Below are 21,318 nucleotides of genomic sequence, written 5' to 3' on the forward strand. Positions count from 1 at the left end.
CGGGCATTGTGGCAGTCCTCGGGGGTCAGCGGGCCGCGACCAACCGCTCACCGAGACAGTCGAGCACAGCCGGGGCGCTGCCCAGGGTGAACTCGTTCTGCTTGGCGCGCAGGAAGAAGCGGTGCAGGGGATGGCTGGTGTCGAGGCCGACCCCGCCGTGCACGTGGACGGCGGTGTGCGCGACGCGATGGCCGGCCTCGGCGGCCCAGAACTTCGCGGTGTCGACGGCGTCGGCGACCTCGGCGGCCGACGCGTCGGCGCGACCGGACAGCAGCCACGCGGCCTGCGTCAGGGTGAGCGAGGCGGCCTGGACGTCGATGTAGCCGTCGGCGAGCCGCTGCGCGACGGCCTGGAAGGAGCCGATGGGGCGGGCGAACTGCTCGCGTTCGCGCGCGTACTCCGCCGTCGCGTCCAGGGCCGCCGCAACGACGCCGGCCTGATCGGCGCACACGGCCAGGCGCAGCAGTTCCAGTGCGTGCTGCACGGTGCCGGCACCGCCGGCCAGGACCTCCGACGGTGCGACGGCGACCGCGTCGAAGGTGACCTGGTGGACCGGGCTCAGGCCGGTGGACGGTGTCTCGACGACGCGGACGCCCGCGCGGTCGGCGGGCACGGCCACCACCACCGGGCCGTCGGCCGCAGCCGCGATCACCAGCAGGGTCGACGCCGCCGCGGCGTACGGAACGTTGATCTTGGTGCCCGACAACCGCTCGCCGTCGAAGGCGGTGCGCGGTGCCGCCGCATCGAAGTTGCGGTCCTCTTCGACGGCCGCGGTGAGCACGACCCGGCCGGCGGCGGCCGGAGCCAACACCTGCGCGGCCAGTTCGGCGCTCGCGTGCGCGGCGATCAGCGGAACCCCGGCAACCGCGTGGGGGCCGTACGGGACTCGGGCCAGCGCGCGACCGAGTTCAGTTGCGACAGCGACGGTTTCGAGGGTCGACAGGCCTGCGCCGTCGGCGTCCTCGGGGGCTGTCAGACCGAGCAGGCCGGCGGCTGCGAGCTCGGCCCAGAGCCGCTCGTCGATCTGGGCGCGGTCTGATTCGAGTTCGGCGACGCGGTCGGCCGGGCTGAGCCGGCCGACGATGTCTGCGGTCAGCCGCGCCAGTTCGGTCGCCGCTTCGGTGGGAGTGAAGTCCATGGGGTGTCTCCTAAGTGACTGGCGCGGTCAGCGACGGGCGGGCGGCAGCTTGAGCGCGAGCATGCCGATGATGTCGCGTTGGACCTCGTTGGTGCCGCCGCCGAAGGTGAGGATGAGTGAGGTGCGGGCGAAGCGTTCCAGGCGTCCGAGCAGGTGGGCGCCCTCGCTGCCGGCGCGCAGGGTGGCGGCCGGACCGACGACCTCCATCAGCAGTCGGTAGGCCTCGGTGGCGAACTCGGTGCCGAACACCTTGGTCGCGGAGGCGTCGGCGGGCGACGGCGATCCGCCGGAAGCGGCGATCGAGGCGATCTTCCAGTTCACCAGCTTGAGGAACTCCACCTTCGCGTGCACGCGCGCCAGGTTGGCGCGCACCCACGCCTGGTCGGCGAGGCGGACGCCGTCGACCTCGCGCGTGGCGAAGTCGAGGGTCTCGCGCAGTGCGGTCTGGATCGGCGCGGCGCTGCAGAGCGCGACGCGTTCGTGGTTGAGCTGGTTGGTCACCAGGCCCCAGCCGCCGCCCTCCTCGCCGACGAGGTTGGTCACCGGCACCCGCACGTCCTGGTAGTAGGTGGCGCTGGTGTCGACGCCCGCCATGGTGTGGACCGGGGTGTAGGAGAATCCCTCGGCGGTCGTCGGCACGATGATCATCGAGATGCTCTTGTGCTTCTTGGCCGCGGGGTCGAGGTCGGTGCGGCAGGCGAGCCACACGTAGTCGGCGTAGGGGATCAGCGAGGTCCACATCTTCTGGCCGTTGATGACGTACTCGTCGCCGTCGCGGACGGCGCTGGTGCGCAGGGCGGCCAGGTCGGTGCCCGCGCCGGGTTCGGAGTAACCGATGGAGAAGTGCAGGTCGCCCGCTGCGATCTTGGGCAGGAAGAACTGCTTCTGCTCGTCGGAGCCGTAATGCATGATGGTCGGCGCGACCGAGTTGATCGTCAGAAACGGGACGGGCGCGCCCGCGATCGCCGCTTCGTCGGTGAAGATCAGCTGATCCATCATCGACCGGTCGGCGCCGCCGAACTCGGCGGGCCAGCCGAGCGCGAGCCAGCCGTCCTTGCCCATGCGCCGGACCACGTCGCGGTAGGCGTCGCCTTCGCCCAGCTCACCGTCGCCGCCGCTGAGCGCGGCCCGTCGTTCGGGGGTCATCAGGTCTGCGAAGTAGGCGCGGAGCTCACGCCGAAGCTGTTCTTGGTCCTGGGTGTACGCGATGTGCATGGCTCTCCCGCCGTTGCCGTTTCCCGATCGGGGCGCAATACTGCTTTCCTAGTATTGAAACACGTTCTAACGTGTAGGAGGCGAGCCCGTCAACTGTGCGGGCCGCGATCGGAGGAGAAGCAGATGCACATCAAATGCGACTACGATCTGTGCGAGTCGAACGCCGTCTGTGTCGGCATGGCTCCCGACGTGTTCGAGCTCGATGACAACGACTACCTGGTGATTCTGCAGGACGACGTCGCCGAGACGCGCCGCGAGGAGATGCGTCAGGTGGTTGCCAGCTGCCCGCGGTCGGCGTTGTCGATCGTCGACGACTAACAACGTGTTCTTCCCGATCGGGTGGCCGGTCGGGAAGAACTGTGTTAGAACAAGTTCTACTTTTGAAGCTCTGAAGGGATGCACGTGAGTCAGTCGTTGGATGGTCGGGTAGCAGTAGTCACCGGTGCCGGTGCCGGCCTCGGGCGGGCGGAGGCGATCGGCCTCGCTCGCGACGGGGCCACCGTCATCATCAACGATCTGCAGCAGGCGCTCGACACCTCGGACGTCTTCGACGAGATCGCGGCGCTGGGCGGCAAGGCCGTGCCGGTGGCCGGCGACATCTCGGATTCGGCGACCGCCGCCGAGATCATGCGGGTCGCCACCGAAGACCTCGGCGGGCTGCACGTGGTGATGAGCAATGCGGGCATCACCCGCGACGCGATGCTCTTCAACATGACCGACGATCAGTGGGACCTGGTGCAGCGTGTCCACCTGCGCGGCCACTTCCTGCTCAACCGCAACGCGGCCGCCTACTGGCGCGCGGAGTCGAAGGCGGCCGGTGCGCCGATCTTCGGTCGTCTCATCAATACCTCGTCGGAGGCGGCGCTGCTCGGCGGTGCGGGGCAGGCCAACTACTCGGCCGCCAAGGCGGGCATCTCGATGCTCACCGTCTCGGCGAGCCGCGCGCTGGCCCGCTACGGGGCCACCGCCAACGCGATCTGCCCGCGCGCCCGCACGGCGATGACCGCCGACGTCTTCGGCGACGCCCCCGAGGACTCGGTCGATCCGCTGTCGCCGGAGCACGTGGTGACCCTCGTCCGCTATCTCGCCAGCCCGGCCGCCCAGAACGTCTCCGGCCAGATCTTCGTCGTCTACGGCCCGAAGGTCAGTCTGATGGCTGCGCCGAAGGTCGCCGAGGTCTTCCTCGCCGACGGCGACAAGTGGGAGTCCGATTCGCTAAGTGACACGATGACCAGTTACTTTGCATCGCCGGACCACACGGGCACGTTTTCCGCGTCAGATTTGATGGAATAGCGGCATTTCCATAGGGTTCGTCTGCTCGGCTTGTAACGCCGAGCACAGTTTCGTGTACGTGATAGGTTGCCAGCATCGGAGCGGGAGGAGGGGTCTTGTCGAGTAAACTCGCAGCCCCGATGAACGGTGTGGGGGAGTTCGTCGCGCTCGGTGTAGCGTCGGCACGCGAACTGTTCCGCCGCCCGTTCCAGTGGAGAGAGACTGTGGAGCAGTCGTGGGCCATCGCCCGCGTCTCGCTGGTGCCGACCCTGCTGGTCGCCATCCCGTTCACCGTGCTGGTGAGCTTCACCCTGAACATCCTGCTCCGCGAGATCGGTGCGCAGGACCTGTCCGGTGCCGGTGCGGCGCTCGGCACCATCACCCAGATCGGTCCGATCGTGACGGTGCTGATCGTCGCCGGCGCGGGCGCCACGGCGATCTGCGCCGACCTCGGCGCACGCACCATCCGCGAGGAGATCGACGCGTTGGAGGTGCTGGGCATCAACCCGGTGCACCGGCTCGTGGTGCCCCGCGTCATCGCCTCCACCGGGGTGGCTCTGCTGCTCAACAGCCTGGTCTGCACCATCGGCATCGCCGGCGGCTTCGTCTTCTCGGTGTACCTGCAGGACGTGAACCCGGGTGCCTTCATCGCCAACCTCACCCTGCTCACCGGGCTCGGCGAGCTGGTGATCTCGATGATCAAGGCCGCGCTCTTCGGCCTGTTCGCCGGACTCGTGGGCTGCTACCGCGGCCTCAACGTGAAGGGCGGAGCGAAGGGCGTCGGCGACGCCGTCAATGAGACCGTCGTCTACTCGTTCATGGCGCTGTTCGTCGTGAACGTGGTCGTCACGGCGGTCGGTCTCAAGGCGACGATGGGATAAAGATGGTTCTTCCAGGTACTACACGTCTGCTCACCGCCCGGGTCGCGCTCAAACGCGCCGGCGAGGACTGGAACAAGATCGGCGATCAAGCCCTGTTCTACTGGGACGCGATCATCTCGATCCCGCGCGCGCTCCGTCTGTACAAGAAGGAGACGCTGCGCCTGATCGCCGAGATCTCGATGGGCACCGGCGCCCTCGCCATGATCGGCGGCACGGTCGTGGTGGTCGGCTTCCTCACCCTGTTCACCGGCGGCACCATCGCCGTCCAGGGCTACAACTCGCTGGCCAACATCGGCGTCGAGGCGCTGACCGGCTTCTTCTCGGCCTTCATCAACGTGCGCATCGCGGTCCCGGTGATCGCCGGCATCGCCCTCGCCGCGACCATCGGCGCAGGAGCGACAGCCCAGCTGGGCGCCATGCGCGTCTCCGAGGAGATCGACGCACTCGAAGTGATGGCGATCGCCTCGGTTCCGTACCTGGTCAGCACCCGGATCATCGCCGGCCTCGTCGCGATCATCCCCCTGTACTCGTTGGCGGCCCTGGCCTCCTTCCTGGCCAGTCGATTCGCGACGGTGTTCCTCTACGGACAGTCGTCCGGCGTCTACGACCACTACTTCTCGACCTTCCTGATCCCGTCCGACATCCTGTGGTCCTTCGTGCAGGCGATCTGCATGGCCGTGGCCGTCATGCTCATCCACACCTACTACGGTTTCAACGCCTCCGGCGGACCGGTGGGCGTCGGCGTGGCCGTCGGCAACGCGGTTCGCGCGTCGCTCGTGGTCGTCGTGGTCATCACTCTTCTCACGTCGCTCGCGATCTACGGCGCCGACGGCAAGTTCAACCTGGCGGGCTGAATCGGATGGCGAATAAGAGCAACAAGGGCTACCGGAACAGCACACGCAAGCTGGCAGCCCTGATCATGGTCGGCCTGCTGGTCGGGATCATCGCGCTGGCGTCGGGGCAGTTCCTCGGTTGGTTCAACAGCACCAAGACCGTCACCCTGTTCGCGCCGCGCGCCGGCCTGGTGATGAACCCGGACGCGAAGGTCAAGCTGCGCGGCGTCGAGGTGGGGCGGGTCAAGTCGGTCACCAGCGTCGGCGGCAAGGCCGAGCTGAAGCTCGACATGGCTTCGGACCAGCTGCACTTCGTGCCGGCGAACGTCTACGCCGACATCAAGTCGAACACCATCTTCGGCGCCAAGGCCGTCAACCTGGTGATCCCCGCGTCGGGGCCGCAAGGGCAGCTGTCGGCCGGATCGGTCATCGAGGCCGACCACGTGGTGGTGGAGCTGAACACCGTCTACCAGCAGTTGGTGGACGTGCTCGCGCAGCTGCAGCCCGACAAGCTGAACGTGATGATCGGTGCGGTCGACGAGGCGCTGTCCGGGCGCGGCAAGCAGATCGGCGACGCGCTGGTCCAGCTCACCGACATCCTCGGCAAGACGAACCCGCACCTGCCCGAGCTCAACCGGCTGCTCCGGGAGGCCTCGCAGGCGACGAACACGTACGCCGACGCGATGCCCGACCTGATGCGGATCGTCGACAACGCGACCGTCGTCGGCAACACCCTCGTCGACAACGCCACCAACCTGGACGCCCTCCTGATCAACGTCACGGGCATGGGCAACACCGTCAACGGCGTGCTGTCGGCGTCGAAGAAGAACCTGATCTCGACGCTGACCGACCTGAACCCGGTCACCCGGCTGCTCGGTCGGCAGGCTCCCGGCCTGCGGTGCTTCATCACCGGCGCCTCGGACGCCACCGACATCGCCACCCCGCTGCTCGGCGGCCGCAACGGCATGCTGCTGCTCGACGCCGGCCTGATCCCCGGCCAGGATCCGTACCGCTGGCCGCAGGATCTGCCGGAGGTCCGCGGCGACGGTCCGCCGACCTGCCAGGCCGGGCTGTCGAACGTCCAGTCCAAGGAACACATCCCGTTCTACGTCGTGGACAACGCACCGCAGCCGTACCAGCCGCGCACCACCGCGAAGGTGCAGCCGCAGAAGCTCTTCCAGTTGCTGTTCGGAGGTACCCCCCGTGGATAGTCGCGCACGCGCATTCCGTGCGACGGTCATCAAGCTGGGCGCCTTCGCGCTCGCCATGATCCTGGTCCTGGTGGGTCTGGTGATGGTCTTCAGCCGCTACCAGGGCGGCGGCACGGACAAGTACACCGCCCTGTTCACCAGCGCCTCGGCGATGAAGGCCGGCAGCGTGGTGAAGATCGCCGGCGTCGACGTCGGCGCCGTCAGCTCGGTGCAGCTGACCGAGGACAACAAGGCCCGGGTCAGTTTCACCGTCAACGACAACTACCGGCTGCCCACGTCGGTGCAGGCGCTCATCCGGTACCAGAACCTCACCGGCGACCGATACCTGGAGCTGCAGCCCGGCTCCGGCGACATCAACAAGACGCTCTCGGCCGGCGGCGAGATCCCGATCGGGCAGACCGAGCCGGCCCTCGACCTCGACAAGCTGCTCGGCGGCTTCAAGCCGCTGTTCCGCACGCTGGACGCCGGCGAGGTGAACCAGCTGTCGTCGGCGCTGATCGCCGTCTTCCAGGGGCAGGGCGCGGGGCTGAACAATCTGTTGGCCAGCACCTCGGAGTTCACGAACAAGATCGCCGACCGCGATCAGCTCATCGGCAGCGTGATCGACAACCTCAATCAGACCCTCGGCACCCTCGAGGCCGACCACAAGGGGCTGGACCAGAGCGTGGATCGCATGCAGCAGTTGATCACCGGCCTGTCGCAGGACCGGTCCGTGATCGGCGAGTCGATCACCCAGGCGGGCAAGGCGACCACCGGGCTCGCGAGCCTGATGAACACGACCCGCCCCGACCTCAAAGAGACGATCACCGCGCTCGGCCGCACCAGCGGCGAGGCCCTCAAGTCCGAGGCCTTCATCCGCGACCTGCTGGGCCGACTCCCGGGTGACTTCAAGATGCTGTCGAACCTGGGCAGCTACGGCGCCTGGCTGCAGATCTACTTCTGCCGCATCCGGCTGCTGCTGCCCGGTCCGGGCAACACCCAGTACTACTTCACGGCCATCGATGCGATGGGCGACAAGACGTCCGCCGGCGGGAGGTGTGCGAGTTGAGCGACGACACGAATTCGGAGACCCCGGTGAACCCCGATCCGACCGATCCCACCCAGGCGCCGCCGAAGCCCTTCGCGCGCGCCGGACGGCCCAAGTACCAGGTCGGCATCGTCGGCGTCCTCATCACGGCGATGATCGTGGTGATGGCCATGCAGATGGACCGACTGCCGTACCTGGCCCAGGTGAGCACCTATGACGTCTACTTCGACGACGCGGGCGGCCTGGTGGCCGGCGACGTCGTCATGGTGGCCGGCGTCAAGGTCGGTGCCGTCGAAGGCATCTCGCTCGCCGAGACGAAGGACGGCCTCAAGGCCAAGGTGAACTTCCGACTTAACGACACCGTGCTGCTGGGCGACCGCACCCGCGCCGCCATCAAGACCGAGACCGTCCTGGGACGGCGCAATCTGACGATCACCCCGATCGGCACCGGCCGTATCAAGCCGGGCGGCTTCATCCCGGTCGAGTCGACGGTCTCCCCGTACTCGCTGACCGATGCACTCGAAGACGCGACGACCACGCTGGCCAAGACCGACACCGACGAGCTCAACCGCGCCTTGGAGACGCTGACCGAGACCTTCTCGAAGACGCCGGCGAACATGGGCGGTGCGGTCGAGGGCGTCAGCCGACTGTCGAAGGCGATCGCCGACCGCGACAACGCACTCAGCGACCTGCTGCGTCGGGCCCGCGGCGTCACCGACATCGTCGGCGAGCGCAGCAACCAGATCCGCGACATGCTCGTCGACGCGAACGCGCTCGTCGGCGAGCTGAACATGCGGCGCGCCGCGCTGCGTCAGGTGATCAAGGGGACCAAGGACGTCACCGCCGAGATCACCGGCTTCATCGAGGACAACAATGCGCAGCTCAAGCCGGTCCTCGACAAGTTCAACGGGGTGCTGAACATCCTCAACGACAACGAGGAGAACTTCTCGAAGGCGATCGACAACCTCGGTCCCTACGCGAACATCCTCGGCGAGGCCGTGAGTTCGGGTCCGTACTTCTCCTCGCTGGTCGGTCTGCCGACCTGGGGCGACTACATGGGCACCTTCCTGAAGGTGATGCAGCGCAAGTACCCCGAGGCCGCCCGGTACTTCCTCGAGTACTCCGGCAATCCGCTGATCCCGCAGAACTGGAGTCAGGGACCGAGCACCAACACCCCGGACGTGGGCCGTCCGCTGCCCAAGCGGGCCTACCCGACGCCGATCCCTCAGCAGCCGCAGAACAACAAGAACCTGAACCCCGCCGACCGACATGGAACTGGAGGCTGACATGGGACGCAACCGTCGCATCTGGGTCGGCGTCGCCGGCGCCGCGGTCCTGATCCTGTTGGCCGTCGGAGTCTTCTTCGGCGTCCAGAAGGCCACCACGCGCACCGTCACCGCGTACTTCCCGTCCGTGAACGGGCTCTACAGCGGCGACCCGGTCCGAGTGATCGGCGTGAACATCGGCAAGGTCTCCTCGATCGAGACCCGCCGCGGCGACGTCAAGGTCACCATGCGGATCGACAACAAGACCTCGATCCCGGCCGACGCCCGCGCGGTCATCGTCGCGCAGTCGCTGGTGTCGGGCCGGTTCATCCAGCTCACCCCGGTGTACTCGAAGGGCGAGCAGCTGGCCGACGGCGCCACCATCCCGATGGAGCGCACCGCCGTGCCGATGGAGTGGGACGACGTCAAGAAGCAGCTCGACGAGCTGTCGAACGCCGTCGGCCCCAAGGGCGCCGACCGCGGCACCGCCGCAGCGGCGATCGACGTCATGGACAAGAACCTGTCGGGCAACGGCAAGGCGATGGCCGAGTCGATCAAGCAGATGTCGACGGTGATGGGCACCCTGTCCGACAACCGCGACGACGTCTTCGGGACCATCAAGAGCCTGCAGAAGCTGACCGACGCGCTGTCGACCAGCCACGAACAGCTCGTGCAGTTCAACGGGCGGATGGCCAGCGTCAGCGATGTCCTGGCCGGCAGCAGCGACGACCTCGGCGCCGCCATGACCAACCTGAACGAGGCCATCGGTCAGCTCGAGGGATTCCTCGGCACCAACAGCGACACCGTGGTCTCCACGATGGACAAGCTGGCGCAGCTGACGGGCACGCTCAAGCGCAAGGACGAGCAGCTGCGCGGCCTGCTGCACTCGGCGCCCAACCAGCTCGCCAACTTCTTCAACATCTACAACCCGCTGACCGGCTCGCTCGACGGCGTCTTCGGTCTGGGCATGGGCAACAACCTCATCACCCTGCTGTGCGGGTCGATGGCCGCCACCTCCCGGCCCGGCGACACCGAGAAGGACATCGAGAAGTGCGTCGACGTCATCGCGCCCGTGATGTCGGGCATCGTGGTGAACTACCCGCCCTTCCTCGCCAACCCGGTGATCGGCCGCACCGCCAAGCCCGACCAGATCACGTACCAGAACGCGGACGTGAAGGCGCGGGCCCAGGCGGGCGTGCAGGAACGGGACGCGAACTCCCGCAAGGGAATGTCCGATCCGCTCGCCAAACTTCTCGTTCCGTTCGGGGGTCAGGGCTGATGAGGTCGAAGAAGACGGTCGCGGCACTCGCCGCGGCGTGCCTGCTCGCGGTCCCGGTGACCGCCGGCTGCAGCAGCAACACCATCTCCACGATCTCGGCGATCGGCGCGGCGGGCACCGGCGCGGACGCCTACGAGATCAACGCGATGATCCCGTCTGCGGCGGGGCTGGTCCGGAATGCTCCGGTGATGATGAACGACGCGACCGTCGGCAGCGTCGGCGACATCACCATCGACGACTGGCACGCGAAGCTGACCCTGCGTCTGGACCCCGGCGTCAAGGTGCCGGTCGGTTCGCACGCCATGATCGGCATGACCAGCGTGCTGGGTTCGTCGCACATCGCGATCGTCGCCCCGGAGCATCCGAGCGGCAAGTACCTCGCCGCCGGCGGCTCGCTGGTCCTGCCGAACTGCCCCGAGCAGCAGATCGCGCAGACCGACGCGAAGAAGGTTCCGGACATCACTTCGGCGCAGACCGTCGACCCGTGCATGTACCCGACCACCGAGCAGGTTCTCAGCTCGCTGTCGGTGGTGCTCAACGGCGGCGGGCTCTCGCAGATGGGCGACGTCGTCCACGAGCTGAACCAGGTCTTCGGCGGCAACGCCGACACCCTGAAGAAGCTCGTTCCCCGGCTGAACACGCTGGTGACGGACCTGAACACGCAGACCGACAACATCATCAACGCGATGGACGGGCTCGATCGACTGTCGGCGACGATGAACCGGCAGACGCCGACGATCCAGCGGGCGCTGGAGAGTTCGCCCAAGATCCTGCAGCTGCTGGTGGATCAGCGGAAGAACCTGACCGGCGCGATGGACAGCGTCGGCAAGCTCTCCAAGACCGTCAACGACGTGCTGGCCGCCAACACCGACGACATCAAGACGATCGTCCCGAACATGCGAGAGCTGCTCGACCAGCTGTCCATGACCGGTCCGGCGTTGGCGAACTCGCTGCGGATCCTGCTGACCTTCCCGTTCATCGAGGAGCTCATCCCGACCGTCGTCAAGGGCGATTACGTCAACTCCGACCTGGTGCTCGACCTGACCTGGAAGCGACTGAACCAGACCCTGGTGGCCTCGGTCGCCGCGGTGGGGCCGGAGACGATGGTCGGCAAGCCGGCCGGCGGATCCAAGACCGGCGCCGATCCCTATTCGGCGCCGTTGAAGAAGGGCACCACGCAGCGCAAGCAGAGCAATCCGGCCAATCCGACGCTTCAGGATCTGCTGCCGGGACTCAGGGGCGGTAACTGATGAAAATCACTCACTTCGTTCGGATGCAGCTGATCATCTTCAGCATCGTCACGGTGATCTCGATGGTCTCGATGGCCGTGTTCTACATTCGGATTCCGCAGATGTTCGGCATCGGCAGCTACGACGTGACGTTGAAGCTGCCGTCGACCGGCGGCCTGTACGAGAACGCGAACGTCAGCTACCGCGGTGCCAACGTCGGGAAGGTGACGTCGGTGTCGCTGACCCCCGACGGCGTCGCCGCCACGTTGAAGATCGACTCGAGCACCAAGATCCCAGTCGACTCGGCGGCGTCGGTGCGCAGCGTGTCGGCGGTCGGCGAGCAGTTCGTCGACTTCACGCCGCCGGCGAACCCGTCCGGCGACAATCTCTCGGGCGGGGCCACCGTCACCTCGACCGACGTGCCGGTGGAGATCTCCGCGATGCTCGATCAGGCCGATGCCCTGCTGGCCGAGGTCAGCGACAGCAAGCTCCGGTCGGTGATGGACGAGGCCTTCCTGGCCTTCAACGGAACCGGCCAGGACCTGCAGCGGCTGATGGACTCGATGACGCTGTTCGTCGGTGAGCTGAACAAGAACGTCGACACCACCATCGACCTGGTGCGTGAGGCGGGGCCGCTGCTGAACACGCAGAATCGGACCGCTGACGCGATCCGGTCGTGGACCAAGGACATGACCACGGTCACCGACCAGATGCGGGCCAGCCGACCCGACATCACCGACATCCTCAAGAACGGTCCGGGCGTGGCCGCCCAGAGTCAGAAGCTGTTCGAGGACATGAACCAGTCGTTCCCGCTGGCGATCTCGAACCTGCAGGTGGCAGCCCGCACCCAGGCGGTGTACCTGCCGAACCTGCAGCAGACGATCGTGCTGTACCCGCGGGTGCTGTCGGCGCTGATCACCGCGATCAACTCGGGCAGCAACCGGCACGGGCCCAACGTGAACTTCACCCTCGGCTTCCAGGATCCGCCGACGTGCACCGTCGGCTTCCTGCCGACCGAGCAGTGGCGGTTCCCGTCCGAGCAGGACGCGCGCGATCTGCCGCCGGGGCTGCTGTGCCGGCTGCCGCAGGACGCGCAGTCGTCGGTCCGCGGTGCGCGCAACTTCCCGTGCGTCGAGTACCCGGGACGTCGCGCGCCGACGCCGGCCGAGTGCAAGACCGGTTTCAAGCCGTCGAACAAGGACAACGTCGCACTTCCGAACGGTTTCCCCGGCACCAACCTGCCCAAGCAGCCGGCAGGGCGTGTGGTCCCGGGAACGCCGACCGACTACAGTGCGGAACCGGCGGTCTATGCGACCACCTACGACCCGGAGACGGGTGAGTTCATCGGACCCGACGGCAAGACCTATGTGACCGACCAGAACCAGAAGTCGCAGGGCCAGAAGAAGAAATGGTACGACCTGATCACGAAGACGGTGGAGAACTGACTCCCACCGAGCCGACCCCGGACGACCGGTCCGAGACGTCGGAGGAGAACGCGCCGCTGCAGGCGACCGACGAGCAGTCGGCCGTCGGGGTGGAGGCGACCGAGGCCGGGCCCGACGAGCCGTCGAGCCCGCAGGTGCTGCGCTCGAGCCCGCTGGGCGGACGCAAGAAGAAGCCGCGGCCGGCCGCAGCGACCGCCGGCGAGGGTGAGCAGTCCGATGAGGCGGAGGTCGCGCAGGCGTCGGCCGTCGAACCGGACGGCGACGAGCTGGCCGCCTCGGCCGTCTATCGCGAGCGTCGACGCAAGCGCGCGGTGGTCCGCAGGTCGGCCGGTGAGCGGGCCGCGGGCGACGGTTCCCGACTGGTGATCGTCGCGGTGTCCCTGACCGCGCTGGTGGTCGTGGTGGGCGTCGTCCTGTCCGCGGTCTTCGGCTACCAGTACCACAAGATCGAGCAGGAGCGGCAGCTGCGGGCCGAGTACTCCACCTTCGCCCAGCAGATGGTGGTCTCGATGAGCACCCTCAACCCCGACAACGCCGATCAGATGTACAAGAACGCGATGGAGAAGACCAGTGGTCGGGCCCGGCAGATGTTCCAGGAGAACATGAAGCAGGTCGCCGAGATGGTCCGCAAGGGCGACATGGTCACCAAGACGACGATCGTCGCCGACGCGGTCTCGAAGTCCGAGCCCGACGAGGGGTCGGTCCTGGTGGTGTACGCCTGGCAGGGGCACCCGAAGAACGACACCAAGAACACCGACTTCGCCACCTTCCGGGCGCGTGTGGACATGACGCGGATCAACGGTGAGCTGAAGATGACGTACTTCGATTGGGTGGCGTGATGAGTCGACTGCAGCGTTGGCTGCTGCCCGTGCTGGTCGCGATCGTCGTGGTCGTCGTCGGCGTCACGGTCTTTCTCGGTGTCCGCTATGCGAATGCCTCCGCCGAGGAGAAGGCGCGCGCGTCGGCCCAGGATGCGGCGCAGACCTACGTGGTCGACATGTTCGCGTGGAATCCCAAGAACGTCGACGCCCACATCAACACGACGATGGGCCGACTGACCGGGCAGGCCAAGAAGGACTACCAGTCGCGCGTGATCAGTGAGAAGGTCGGCGATCAGGTCAAGGCGCAGGGCGTGACGACGGCGCTGACCGTCCAGGGCGTCGGCGTCATCGAGAACACCCGCGACACCGCCAAGGTGATGGTCTTCGTCAACCAGTCGTCCACCCGCAACGACGTCTCCGAGGTGCAGGTCGACAAGAGCCGCCTGATCTTCGGAATGGAGAAGCAGGGCGGCGAGTGGAAGATCAACTCCATCGACGTCCTCGACGACAACAACCTGCGCGACCGCATGCAGATGTCCGACGCGACGCCGCCGTCGACCGCCGTCCCGATCCCGGGCGCGTCGTCGACGCCGCCGACCCCGGCCGGCTGATTCGCCCAGCCCGGGTGCACCAGGCCGGTCGCTTATCCACCTAGCGCTAGCGAGGCGGCGTATCGAGACCTCAGGCGGTTGTTCGATCTGTCAGGCTGGTCGAGTAGCCCGCGAACGTAGTGAGCGAGCGTATCGAGACCTTGTGGGGGTGCGGGGTCTCGATGCGCGTCCTGCGCTTCGCTTCGGTCGCTTACTCGACCAGCCTGTTTTGGGGCTTGGCGGGGTCCTGTGCTTGGGGTGGGCTTTCAGGCTGGTCGAGTAGCCACCGAGCGCCAGCGAGGCGGCGTATCGAGACCTCAGGCGGTCGTTCGATCTGTCAGGGTGGTCGAGTAGCCCGTGAACGTAGTGAGCGAGCGTATCGAGGCCTTGTGGGGGTGCGGGGGTCTCGATGCGCGTCCTGCGCTTCGCTCTGGTCGCTTACTCGACCAGCCTGTTTTGGGGGCTTTGCGGGATTCTGCGCTTGGGTCGCGTGCTGGGGCGGGCTTTCAGGGTGGTCGAGTAGCCACCGAGCGCCAGCGAGGCGGCGTATCGAGACCTCAGGCGGTTGTTCGATCTGTCAGGGTGGTCGAGTAGCCCGTGAACGTAGTGAGCGAGCGTATCGAGGCCTTGTGGGGGTGCGGGGGTCTCGATGCGCGTCCTGCGCTTCGCTTCGGTCGCTTACTCGACCAGCCTGTTTTGGGGGCGTGCGAGGGTGGGGTGTCGAGGCCGCCGTGGTCTCGATGCGCGTCCTGCGCTTCGCTCCGGTCGCTTACTCGACCAGCCCATTTGGGGTGTTGCCGGCAGCCTGTTTGGGGTGTTGCCGGGGTGGCGTCCTCGACCAGCCTGTTTGGGGGCGTACGAGAGTGAGGGAGGCGACGGGGCCGCGCAGCGGGCGGCTGCGCGGCCCCGTCGTCGGACGCGGATGGAACCTACGAGGTGTAGCCCATCGGCATCAGGATGGCCTTGTGCTCCAGGTAGCTCTCCAGGCCCTCGCGGCCGTTCTCGCGGCCGATGCCCGAGTTCTTGTAGCCGCCGAAGGGCGACGACGGGTCGATGGCGTACCAGTTGATGCCCAGGGTGCCGGTGCGGACCTGCTTGGCGACCTCGATGCCCTTCGCGACGTCGGCGGTCCAGACCGAGCCGGCCAGACCGTAGTCGGAATCGTTCGCGATCGCGATCGCCTCGTCGAGATCGTCGTAGGCGATGACGCTGATGACCGGGCCGAAGATCTCCTCGCGGGCGATGGTCATGTCGTTGGTGACACCCGTGAAGATGGTCGGGCCGACGAAGTTGCCGGTGCCGACCTCGGGCGCGGGCACCTCGAGGACCGCGGTTGCGCCCTCCTCCTTGCCCTTGGCGATGTAGCCGGTGACCTTCTCGTGCTGGCGGTCGTTGATGATCGGTCCGACCTTGGTCGCCGGATCGTCGGGCAGACCGGGAGTGAAGGTCGAGGCCACATCGACCATGGCCTTCACGATCTCGTCCTGCTTGCTGCGCGGAACCAGCACGCGAGTCTGGGCGACGCACGCCTGGCCGGAGTTGAGCAGGCCCGAGAAGACCAGCATCGGAGCGCTGGCGGCGATGTCGGCGTCCTCCAGAACGATGGCCGCGGACTTGCCGCCGAGCTCCAGCGAGCACCGCTTGAGCTGGTCGCCGCAGCGCGCGGCGATCGCCCGACCGGCGGCGGTGGATCCGGTGAAGGTGATCTTGTCGACCTCGGGGTGATCGACGAGCGCCTGCCCGGTCTCGACGCCGCCCGGCACGATGGAGATGACGCCCTCGGGGACGCCCGCCTCGGTGAAGATCTCGGCGAGCATGTTCGCGTTGAGGGGAGTCTCGGGCGCGGGCTTGAGCACGATCGAGCAACCGGCCGCCAGGGCGGGCCCGAACTTGTTGCAGAAGAGGAACAGCGGCACGTTCCAGGCGATGATCGCGCCGACCACGCCGACCGGCTCACGGACGACGAGGGTCTCGCCGAACAGGCCGGTCCGCTTCTCCTCCCAGTCGTAGGCGTCAGCGGCGTCGGCGTAGGCGTTCAGACAGCCGACGCCGGCCAACTGCTGCAGCGTCGCGACGTCGCCGGGGGTGGCACCCATCTCGGCCGAGACGAGCGCGCCGATCTGCGGGCCGCGTTCGTTGATCAGCTCGGCTGCGCGGCGGATCACCGCAGCTCGCTGGGCTGGGGGAGTGTTGCGCCAGACGCCGGAGTCGAAGGCGGCGCGGGCCGCGCGGACGGCGGTGTCGACGTCGGTCGCATCGGCCGCGGGGACCGACCCCACCTTCTCTCCGGTGGCCGGCGAGAAGACGTCGAGCACCTGGTCGGAATGCGGTTGCACCCACTTGCCGCCGAGGTAGAGCTCGGTGGTCTCGATGGGGTCGGTCATACATGCTCCTAGGTATCGGGGAACCGTTCCCTCGATACTAGAACACGTTCTAAAACGAGACTAGGGGATGCGACGGGTCGTCACGGCTTCGGCGCGACGTCGAGGACGACCTCGAATTCGAGCAGACTGGCACCGGTGGCGACCGGCTTGCGGTCGCTCTTGTGCGCGGCGCGGGCGTCGCCGCCGGCCCACGCCTGGTAGCTCTCGTCGTCGGTCCACTGGGTGACGACGAAGTAGCGGTCCTCGCCCTGCACCGGCCGCAGCAGTTGGAAGCCGAGGAAGCCCTCGGCCTCGTCGACCACACCCGCGCGAGCGGCGAACCGCTTCTCGAGTTCGGGACCTGCGCCCTCGGGCACCTGAATCGCATTGATCTTCACAATTGCCATGGGGCCCACCCTACTGACCGGCACCGACATCGAGCCGGCGCCAGATCTCGCCCGCGGCGGTATGCGGCGTGCCACGCGCGTCCGATTAAGGTCGAACATCGTGAACGGACTCCTCGACCACGGTGGCCGCAGCCGCGCCGACGGCGGGCACGGTGCGATCGTCCTGCTCCACGGACTGATGGGCCGAGGGTGCACCTGGCGCAGACAGATCCCGTGGTTGCGGCGGTACGGCCACGTCTTCACCTTCGACGCCGCCTTCCACCAGGGAGCCTTCGATGCGCCCGACCCGATCCCGCCGAAGGAGATCGCCACCGAGCGGTTCGTCGCCGACGTGGCCGAACTGATCACCTGGATCGACCGCGGGTCGGTGGTGCTGATCGGGCATTCGATGGGCGGACTGCACGCCTGGTGCACGGCCGCGCAGTTCCCCGAACTGGTGAGCGCGCTCGTGGTGGAGGACATGGCGCCCGACTACCGCGGACGCACCATCGGCGACTGGGCACCCTGGTTCAGCAGTTGGCCCGACCGGTTCGCCGACCTCGACGAGGCGGTCGCGATGTTCGGTCCGATCGCCGGCCGCTACTTCTACGAGGCCTTCGACGACGGTCACCTGCACGGCAGCATCCCGGTGTGGGGTGCCATCGCCGAGGAGTGGGGGACTCGCGAGTTCTGGTCGCAGTGGGACGCGGTCGACGCGCCGGCGCTGCTGATCGAGGCCGAGTACTCGGTGACCCCGTCCGGGCAGATGGCGCAGATGGCCGCACGCGGACTGCATCGACGCCACGACCAGTCCGCGTACCTGACGGTCGCCGGTGCGGGGCACCTCGTGCACGACGACCGGCCAGAGGTCTACCGGGGTGCGGTGGAGGCGTTCCTGTCGGGGCTCGCCGACTGACCTTCGCCCGCCAGGCAGAACAGGCCGTCGTCGTCGATCTCGACCAGGCCGTCGACCAGCAGCGAGTCGAGGGCGCGGTCGCGCTGGGCGGTGTCGGTCGTCCACGCCAGGTCGAGCCGGGCGCGCTCCACCGGGCCGCGGGTATCGCGCAGGACATCGAGCAGCCGGCCGCGCGCCTGACGGTCGGTCCCGTCGTAGCGTTGCGTGCGCCGGGCCGGGCCGTCGTGCGCCGGCCGGCCGCGAGCCACCCACCGGCAGGTGCCCAGCAGCGGGCACTCGTCGCACCGCGGGTTGCGTGCGGTGCACATCAGGGCGCCAAGCTCCATCACCGCGGCGGAGAAGATCGGTGCCGTGTCGTCGGCGGGCAGCAGTGCGGCGGCGTCGGCCAGGTCGCGTCGGGCGGGATTGCCGGGCTGTTCGCGGCCGTGCACGGCGCGAGCGATCACCCGGCGGACGTTGGTGTCGACCACCGGGACGGACTGCCCGTAGGCGAAGCATGCGACGGCGCGCGCCGTGTAGTCGCCGATTCCCGGCAGCGTGAGCAGGACGTCGACGTCGGCGGGTACGACGTCGCCGTGCTCTGCGGCCAGGATCCGCGAGCACTCGTGCAGGCGCATCGCCCGACGCGGATAGCCGAGCTTTCCCCAGGCCCGGACCACTTCGCCGCTCGTCTCGCGGGCCATCGACGACGGCACCGGCCACCGCTGCACCCACTGCGTCCAGGGCTCGATGACGCGGGCGACGGGCGTCTGCTGGAGCATGATCTCCGAGATCAGAATCTGCCAGCCGGAAATGCCCGGCTCGCGCCACGGCAGGTCGCGGTGAGCCGAGCCGAACCAATTCACGAGTGTGGCCGGTGGCATACTTCCAGTCATGGACAACTTAACTCCCGCGCAGGCATGGCAGGTCATCAAGGAAGGAAACGAGCGTTTCGTTCGCGGCGAGGTACTCCATCCGAACCAGGGTAGCGACGAGCGTGCGGCGCTCGTCTCCGGCCAGACCCCGCACGTCGTGCTCTTCGGCTGCGGCGACTCCCGACTGGCCGCCGAGATCATCTTCGACCAGGGCCTGGGCGACATGTTCGTGGTCCGCACCGCCGGACACGTCCTCGACGAGGCCGTGCTCGGAACCATCGAGTTCGGTCCCGACGTCCTGAACGTGCCGCTGATCGTCGTCCTCGGACACAGCAGCTGCGGCGCCGTCGGCGCCACCCTCAAGGCGCTCGACGAGAACACCCTCCCGAACGGGTACGTCCGCGCGATCGTCGAGAAGGTGACTCCTAGCGTGCTCGCCGGACGGGCCGAGGGCATCACCGACTACTACGGCTTCGTCGGACGGCACGTCAAGGAGACCCTGCACCTGCTGATGGACCGCAGCCGGATCGTCGCCGAACGCGTCGAGGCGGGCACGCTGGCGCTCGTCGGCCTCACGTACCGCCTCGAAGACGGGCAGGTCGAGTTCGTCGAGGCGATCGGCGACATCGGCGAGTAGTCGCACACCAATCCACGACACGCCGGAGCCCATCACCACTGGCGAGGGGCTCCGACGTTACCGTGGAGGGTGTGATTGAACCACAGGGCCCCCTGCCACCCGAGGTGTACTGGCGGCGACGTCTGGTCGCCGGGTTGGGTGCCGCTGTGGCGGTCATTGCGATCATCGTTCTGATCATCTGGATGGGCAGCGGGGCGGGCAGTGCCCCGAACTCGGAGAACGCCGCCGCCAAGTCGTCGGCCGCGGCCGCCGTGCCGCCCGCACCGTCGACGACGCCCAGTGCGCCGGCGACCAGCGAGGCGCCCAGCGGCGGCGGCGATCACGGCGCAGGCGGCGACCCGAGCCCCGCCCGCACTCCCGAGCCGACGTCGGCGAGCGAACCCGCACCGGCTCTGCCCGGCGTCGCGCCCTGCTCGGACCAGAGCCTGTCGGTCGTGCTCTACACCGACAAGCCGACCTACACCATCGGCGATCAGCCGGTGTTCACCATCGTCACCACCAACGGCGGTCTGGCCGCGTGCTCGCGCGATGTCGGCAAGGCGGCGCAGAACGTCATCGTCCGCACCCTCGACGGCAGCCGGACGCTGTGGTCGGCGCAGGACTGCGCGCCCGACAAGGCCGTCAACGTGCAGGCGCTGCAGCCGGGTCAGCAGACCACCGACACCATCACCTGGTCGGGGACCACCAGCAGCCCGGGATGCAAGGCCAAGCGCGTGCAGATCGCGGCCGGCGCCTACCAGGCCACCGGGAAGCTCGGCGAGCGTGAATCGGCGCCCATCACCTTCAACGTGGTCGCCCCGGCCCAGGCGCCGTCCCAGCAGTAGCGGTCGGGCGGCGGCAGCGGTCAGTTCGGCGGGAGCGGTCAGTCGAAGCGTTCGATGCTGCTCTCGGCCAGCCGGGACAGTCCTTCGCGGATGTGTCGGGCCCAGATGCTGCCGATGCCCTCCACGGCCTGCAGGTCGGCGGCGCTGCTCGCCAGCAGCGACTGGAGCGTGCCGAAGTGTCTGACCAGCCGGTCGATGTGACCGAACTGCAGGCGGGAGATGCGCGCCAGCAGCCGGTATCCGCGGGGGCTCATCGCGGTGTCCTGCGCCTCGAGCGAGGTGGGGTAGCCGAAGGCCCCCGCGACCATCGTCAGATCCAGCAGGTCGGCGTCGGACAGGGATTCGACGGCTTCGAGGATCTGCCGCACCTGCTCGGTGCTGGCCGGCTCCGGACTCGCGTGATAGTCGCGGACCAGCAGCTCGCGCATGGTGTCGCTGTCGCTGATCAGCTCCTCCAACTGCAGCGACACCTGGCGGCCGTTCACGCCCAGCTCCAGGACGTACTCCTCGATCTCGACCGACACGCGTCGGACCATCTCCATGCGCTGCGCGGCGCTCATCGCATCGCGCAGCAGGACGTAGTCCTCGATCTCCGCGCGTGAGAGCTGGCTGCTGACCTCGTCGAGCCGCGACTTGTAGCGCTCCAGCGTCGCCAGTGCGACGTTGGCGCGCGAGAGGATCGCGTCGGGGTTCTCCACCACGCGCCGCTGCCCGGCCACGTACACGCTGACGATCGACATGGACGAGCTCACCGAGATGGTCGGCACCCCGGTCTGGATGGCCGTGCGCTCGGCCGCCCGATGCCGGGTGCCCGACTCCTCGGTGGGGATCGACGGGTCGGGAACCAGCTGGACGTTGGCGCGCACGATCCGTTTGCCGTCCGCGGACAGGACCACGGCTCCGTCCATCTTGGCGAGCTCGCGCAGCCGGGTGGGCGCAAACTCGACGTCGAGATGGAAGCCGCCGTCGCAGAGACGCTCGGTCTCGTCATCGTAACCGAGAACGATCAGGGCGCCGGTTCCGCCTCGGAGGATCCGCTCCAGGCCGTCGCGGAGCCCGGTGCCGGGTGCCACCCGGCGCAGTGCCGAACGGATCTGCTCACTGCGGCTGGGCTCGGGCATCAGGGAATCGT

General features: G+C 67.9%; 21 protein-coding genes. 15 read left to right on the forward strand and 6 right to left on the reverse strand.

The features are described 5' to 3' along the window. Positions 1-25: 25 nt before the first annotated feature. Together AAFO60_RS11475 and AAFO60_RS11480 are read right to left on the reverse strand one after the other, a co-directional pair. Positions 26-1,138: an acyl-CoA dehydrogenase family protein gene (locus tag AAFO60_RS11475; protein ID WP_347956330.1), complete on the reverse strand. Its 1,113-nt coding sequence runs from the start codon at positions 1,136-1,138 to the stop codon at positions 26-28. A 27-nt stretch (positions 1,139-1,165) separates the two neighbouring features. Beyond that, positions 1,166-2,353 (reverse strand): acyl-CoA dehydrogenase family protein, encoded by a 1,188-nt coding sequence (locus AAFO60_RS11480; RefSeq protein ID WP_347956331.1) that lies wholly within the window; start codon positions 2,351-2,353, stop codon positions 1,166-1,168. Positions 2,354-2,476: 123 nt separating this feature from the next. Here AAFO60_RS11480 and AAFO60_RS11485 point away from each other — a divergent pair, with 123 nt between their 5' ends. From AAFO60_RS11485 to AAFO60_RS11540, 12 genes are all read left to right on the forward strand, one after another. After that, positions 2,477-2,671: a ferredoxin gene (locus AAFO60_RS11485; protein WP_347956332.1), complete on the forward strand. Its 195-nt coding sequence runs from the start codon at positions 2,477-2,479 to the stop codon at positions 2,669-2,671. Between the two features lie 84 nt (positions 2,672-2,755). Continuing rightward, positions 2,756-3,646, forward strand: coding sequence for a 3-oxoacyl-ACP reductase (locus AAFO60_RS11490; RefSeq protein ID WP_347956333.1), 891 nt, complete (start codon positions 2,756-2,758; stop codon positions 3,644-3,646). A 95-nt stretch (positions 3,647-3,741) separates the two neighbouring features. Next, positions 3,742-4,506 (forward strand): MlaE family ABC transporter permease, encoded by a 765-nt coding sequence (locus AAFO60_RS11495; RefSeq protein ID WP_347956334.1) that lies wholly within the window; start codon positions 3,742-3,744, stop codon positions 4,504-4,506. 2 nt (positions 4,507-4,508) lie between these two features. Continuing rightward, positions 4,509-5,360 carry an MlaE family ABC transporter permease gene (locus AAFO60_RS11500; protein ID WP_347956335.1) on the forward strand — a complete coding sequence of 284 codons (852 nt, stop codon included), beginning with the start codon at positions 4,509-4,511 and terminating at the stop codon, positions 5,358-5,360. Between the two features lie 5 nt (positions 5,361-5,365). Continuing rightward, positions 5,366-6,550, forward strand: coding sequence for an MCE family protein (locus tag AAFO60_RS11505; RefSeq protein ID WP_347956336.1), 1,185 nt, complete (start codon positions 5,366-5,368; stop codon positions 6,548-6,550). Then, positions 6,543-7,598 carry an MCE family protein gene (locus AAFO60_RS11510; protein ID WP_347956337.1) on the forward strand — a complete coding sequence of 352 codons (1,056 nt, stop codon included), beginning with the start codon at positions 6,543-6,545 and terminating at the stop codon, positions 7,596-7,598. The genes AAFO60_RS11505 and AAFO60_RS11510 overlap by 8 nt, the downstream gene beginning before the upstream one ends. Before the next feature lie 26 nt (positions 7,599-7,624). Then, complete coding sequence (locus AAFO60_RS11515) at positions 7,625-8,863, forward strand: MCE family protein (protein ID WP_347956444.1); 1,239 nt, start codon at positions 7,625-7,627, stop codon at positions 8,861-8,863. A 1-nt stretch (position 8,864) separates the two neighbouring features. Beyond that, on the forward strand, positions 8,865-10,121 hold the full coding sequence (locus tag AAFO60_RS11520) for an MCE family protein (RefSeq protein ID WP_347956338.1): 1,257 nt from the start codon (positions 8,865-8,867) through the stop codon (positions 10,119-10,121). Beyond that, complete coding sequence (locus tag AAFO60_RS11525) at positions 10,121-11,371, forward strand: MlaD family protein (RefSeq protein ID WP_347956339.1); 1,251 nt, start codon at positions 10,121-10,123, stop codon at positions 11,369-11,371. Before AAFO60_RS11520 ends, AAFO60_RS11525 begins: the two co-directional genes overlap by 1 nt. Continuing rightward, positions 11,371-12,795 (forward strand): MCE family protein, encoded by a 1,425-nt coding sequence (locus tag AAFO60_RS11530; RefSeq protein WP_347956340.1) that lies wholly within the window; start codon positions 11,371-11,373, stop codon positions 12,793-12,795. The genes AAFO60_RS11525 and AAFO60_RS11530 overlap by 1 nt, the downstream gene beginning before the upstream one ends. After that, the gene (locus AAFO60_RS11535; protein WP_347956341.1) at positions 12,759-13,634 is read left to right on the forward strand and encodes a hypothetical protein; all 876 of its coding nucleotides are present in this window, start codon (positions 12,759-12,761) and stop codon (positions 13,632-13,634) included. The genes AAFO60_RS11530 and AAFO60_RS11535 overlap by 37 nt, the downstream gene beginning before the upstream one ends. Continuing rightward, a complete protein-coding gene (locus AAFO60_RS11540; RefSeq protein WP_347956342.1) occupies positions 13,634-14,227 on the forward strand; it encodes a hypothetical protein in 594 nt (197 codons plus the stop codon). The genes AAFO60_RS11535 and AAFO60_RS11540 overlap by 1 nt, the downstream gene beginning before the upstream one ends. Before the next feature lie 908 nt (positions 14,228-15,135). Here AAFO60_RS11540 and AAFO60_RS11545 read toward each other — a convergent pair. Next, positions 15,136-16,590 (reverse strand): aldehyde dehydrogenase, encoded by a 1,455-nt coding sequence (locus AAFO60_RS11545; RefSeq protein ID WP_347956343.1) that lies wholly within the window; start codon positions 16,588-16,590, stop codon positions 15,136-15,138. A gap of 80 nt (positions 16,591-16,670) precedes the next feature. Further along, entirely contained in the window at positions 16,671-16,976 is a 306-nt protein-coding gene (locus tag AAFO60_RS11550) for an antibiotic biosynthesis monooxygenase family protein (RefSeq protein ID WP_347956344.1), read from the reverse strand. 61 nt (positions 16,977-17,037) lie between these two features. Between AAFO60_RS11550 and AAFO60_RS11555 the strand changes: the two genes are divergently transcribed. Further along, entirely contained in the window at positions 17,038-17,871 is an 834-nt protein-coding gene (locus AAFO60_RS11555; protein WP_424327130.1) for an alpha/beta fold hydrolase, read from the forward strand. Here AAFO60_RS11555 and AAFO60_RS11560 read toward each other — a convergent pair. After that, on the reverse strand, positions 17,826-18,746 hold the full coding sequence (locus tag AAFO60_RS11560) for an A/G-specific adenine glycosylase (RefSeq protein WP_347956346.1): 921 nt from the start codon (positions 18,744-18,746) through the stop codon (positions 17,826-17,828). The two genes, AAFO60_RS11555 and AAFO60_RS11560, sit on opposite strands and share 46 nt — an antisense overlap. On the opposite strand from AAFO60_RS11560, the gene AAFO60_RS11565 reads away from it, so the two are divergent. Beyond that, a complete protein-coding gene (locus AAFO60_RS11565; RefSeq protein WP_347956347.1) occupies positions 18,745-19,362 on the forward strand; it encodes a carbonic anhydrase in 618 nt (205 codons plus the stop codon). The genes AAFO60_RS11560 and AAFO60_RS11565 overlap by 2 nt on opposite strands. Before the next feature lie 71 nt (positions 19,363-19,433). Next, a complete protein-coding gene (locus AAFO60_RS11570) occupies positions 19,434-20,186 on the forward strand; it encodes a hypothetical protein (protein ID WP_347956348.1) in 753 nt (250 codons plus the stop codon). 38 nt (positions 20,187-20,224) lie between these two features. Here the strand turns inward: AAFO60_RS11570 and disA are convergent, their stop codons facing one another. Next, the gene (gene disA / locus AAFO60_RS11575; RefSeq protein WP_424308450.1) at positions 20,225-21,307 is read right to left on the reverse strand and encodes a DNA integrity scanning diadenylate cyclase DisA; all 1,083 of its coding nucleotides are present in this window, start codon (positions 21,305-21,307) and stop codon (positions 20,225-20,227) included. Between the last annotated feature and the right edge of the window lie 11 nt (positions 21,308-21,318).

It is taken from the genome of Gordonia aichiensis (genome assembly GCF_039946255.1).
GTDB classification, from domain to species: Bacteria; Actinomycetota; Actinomycetes; order Mycobacteriales; family Mycobacteriaceae; genus Gordonia; species Gordonia aichiensis_A.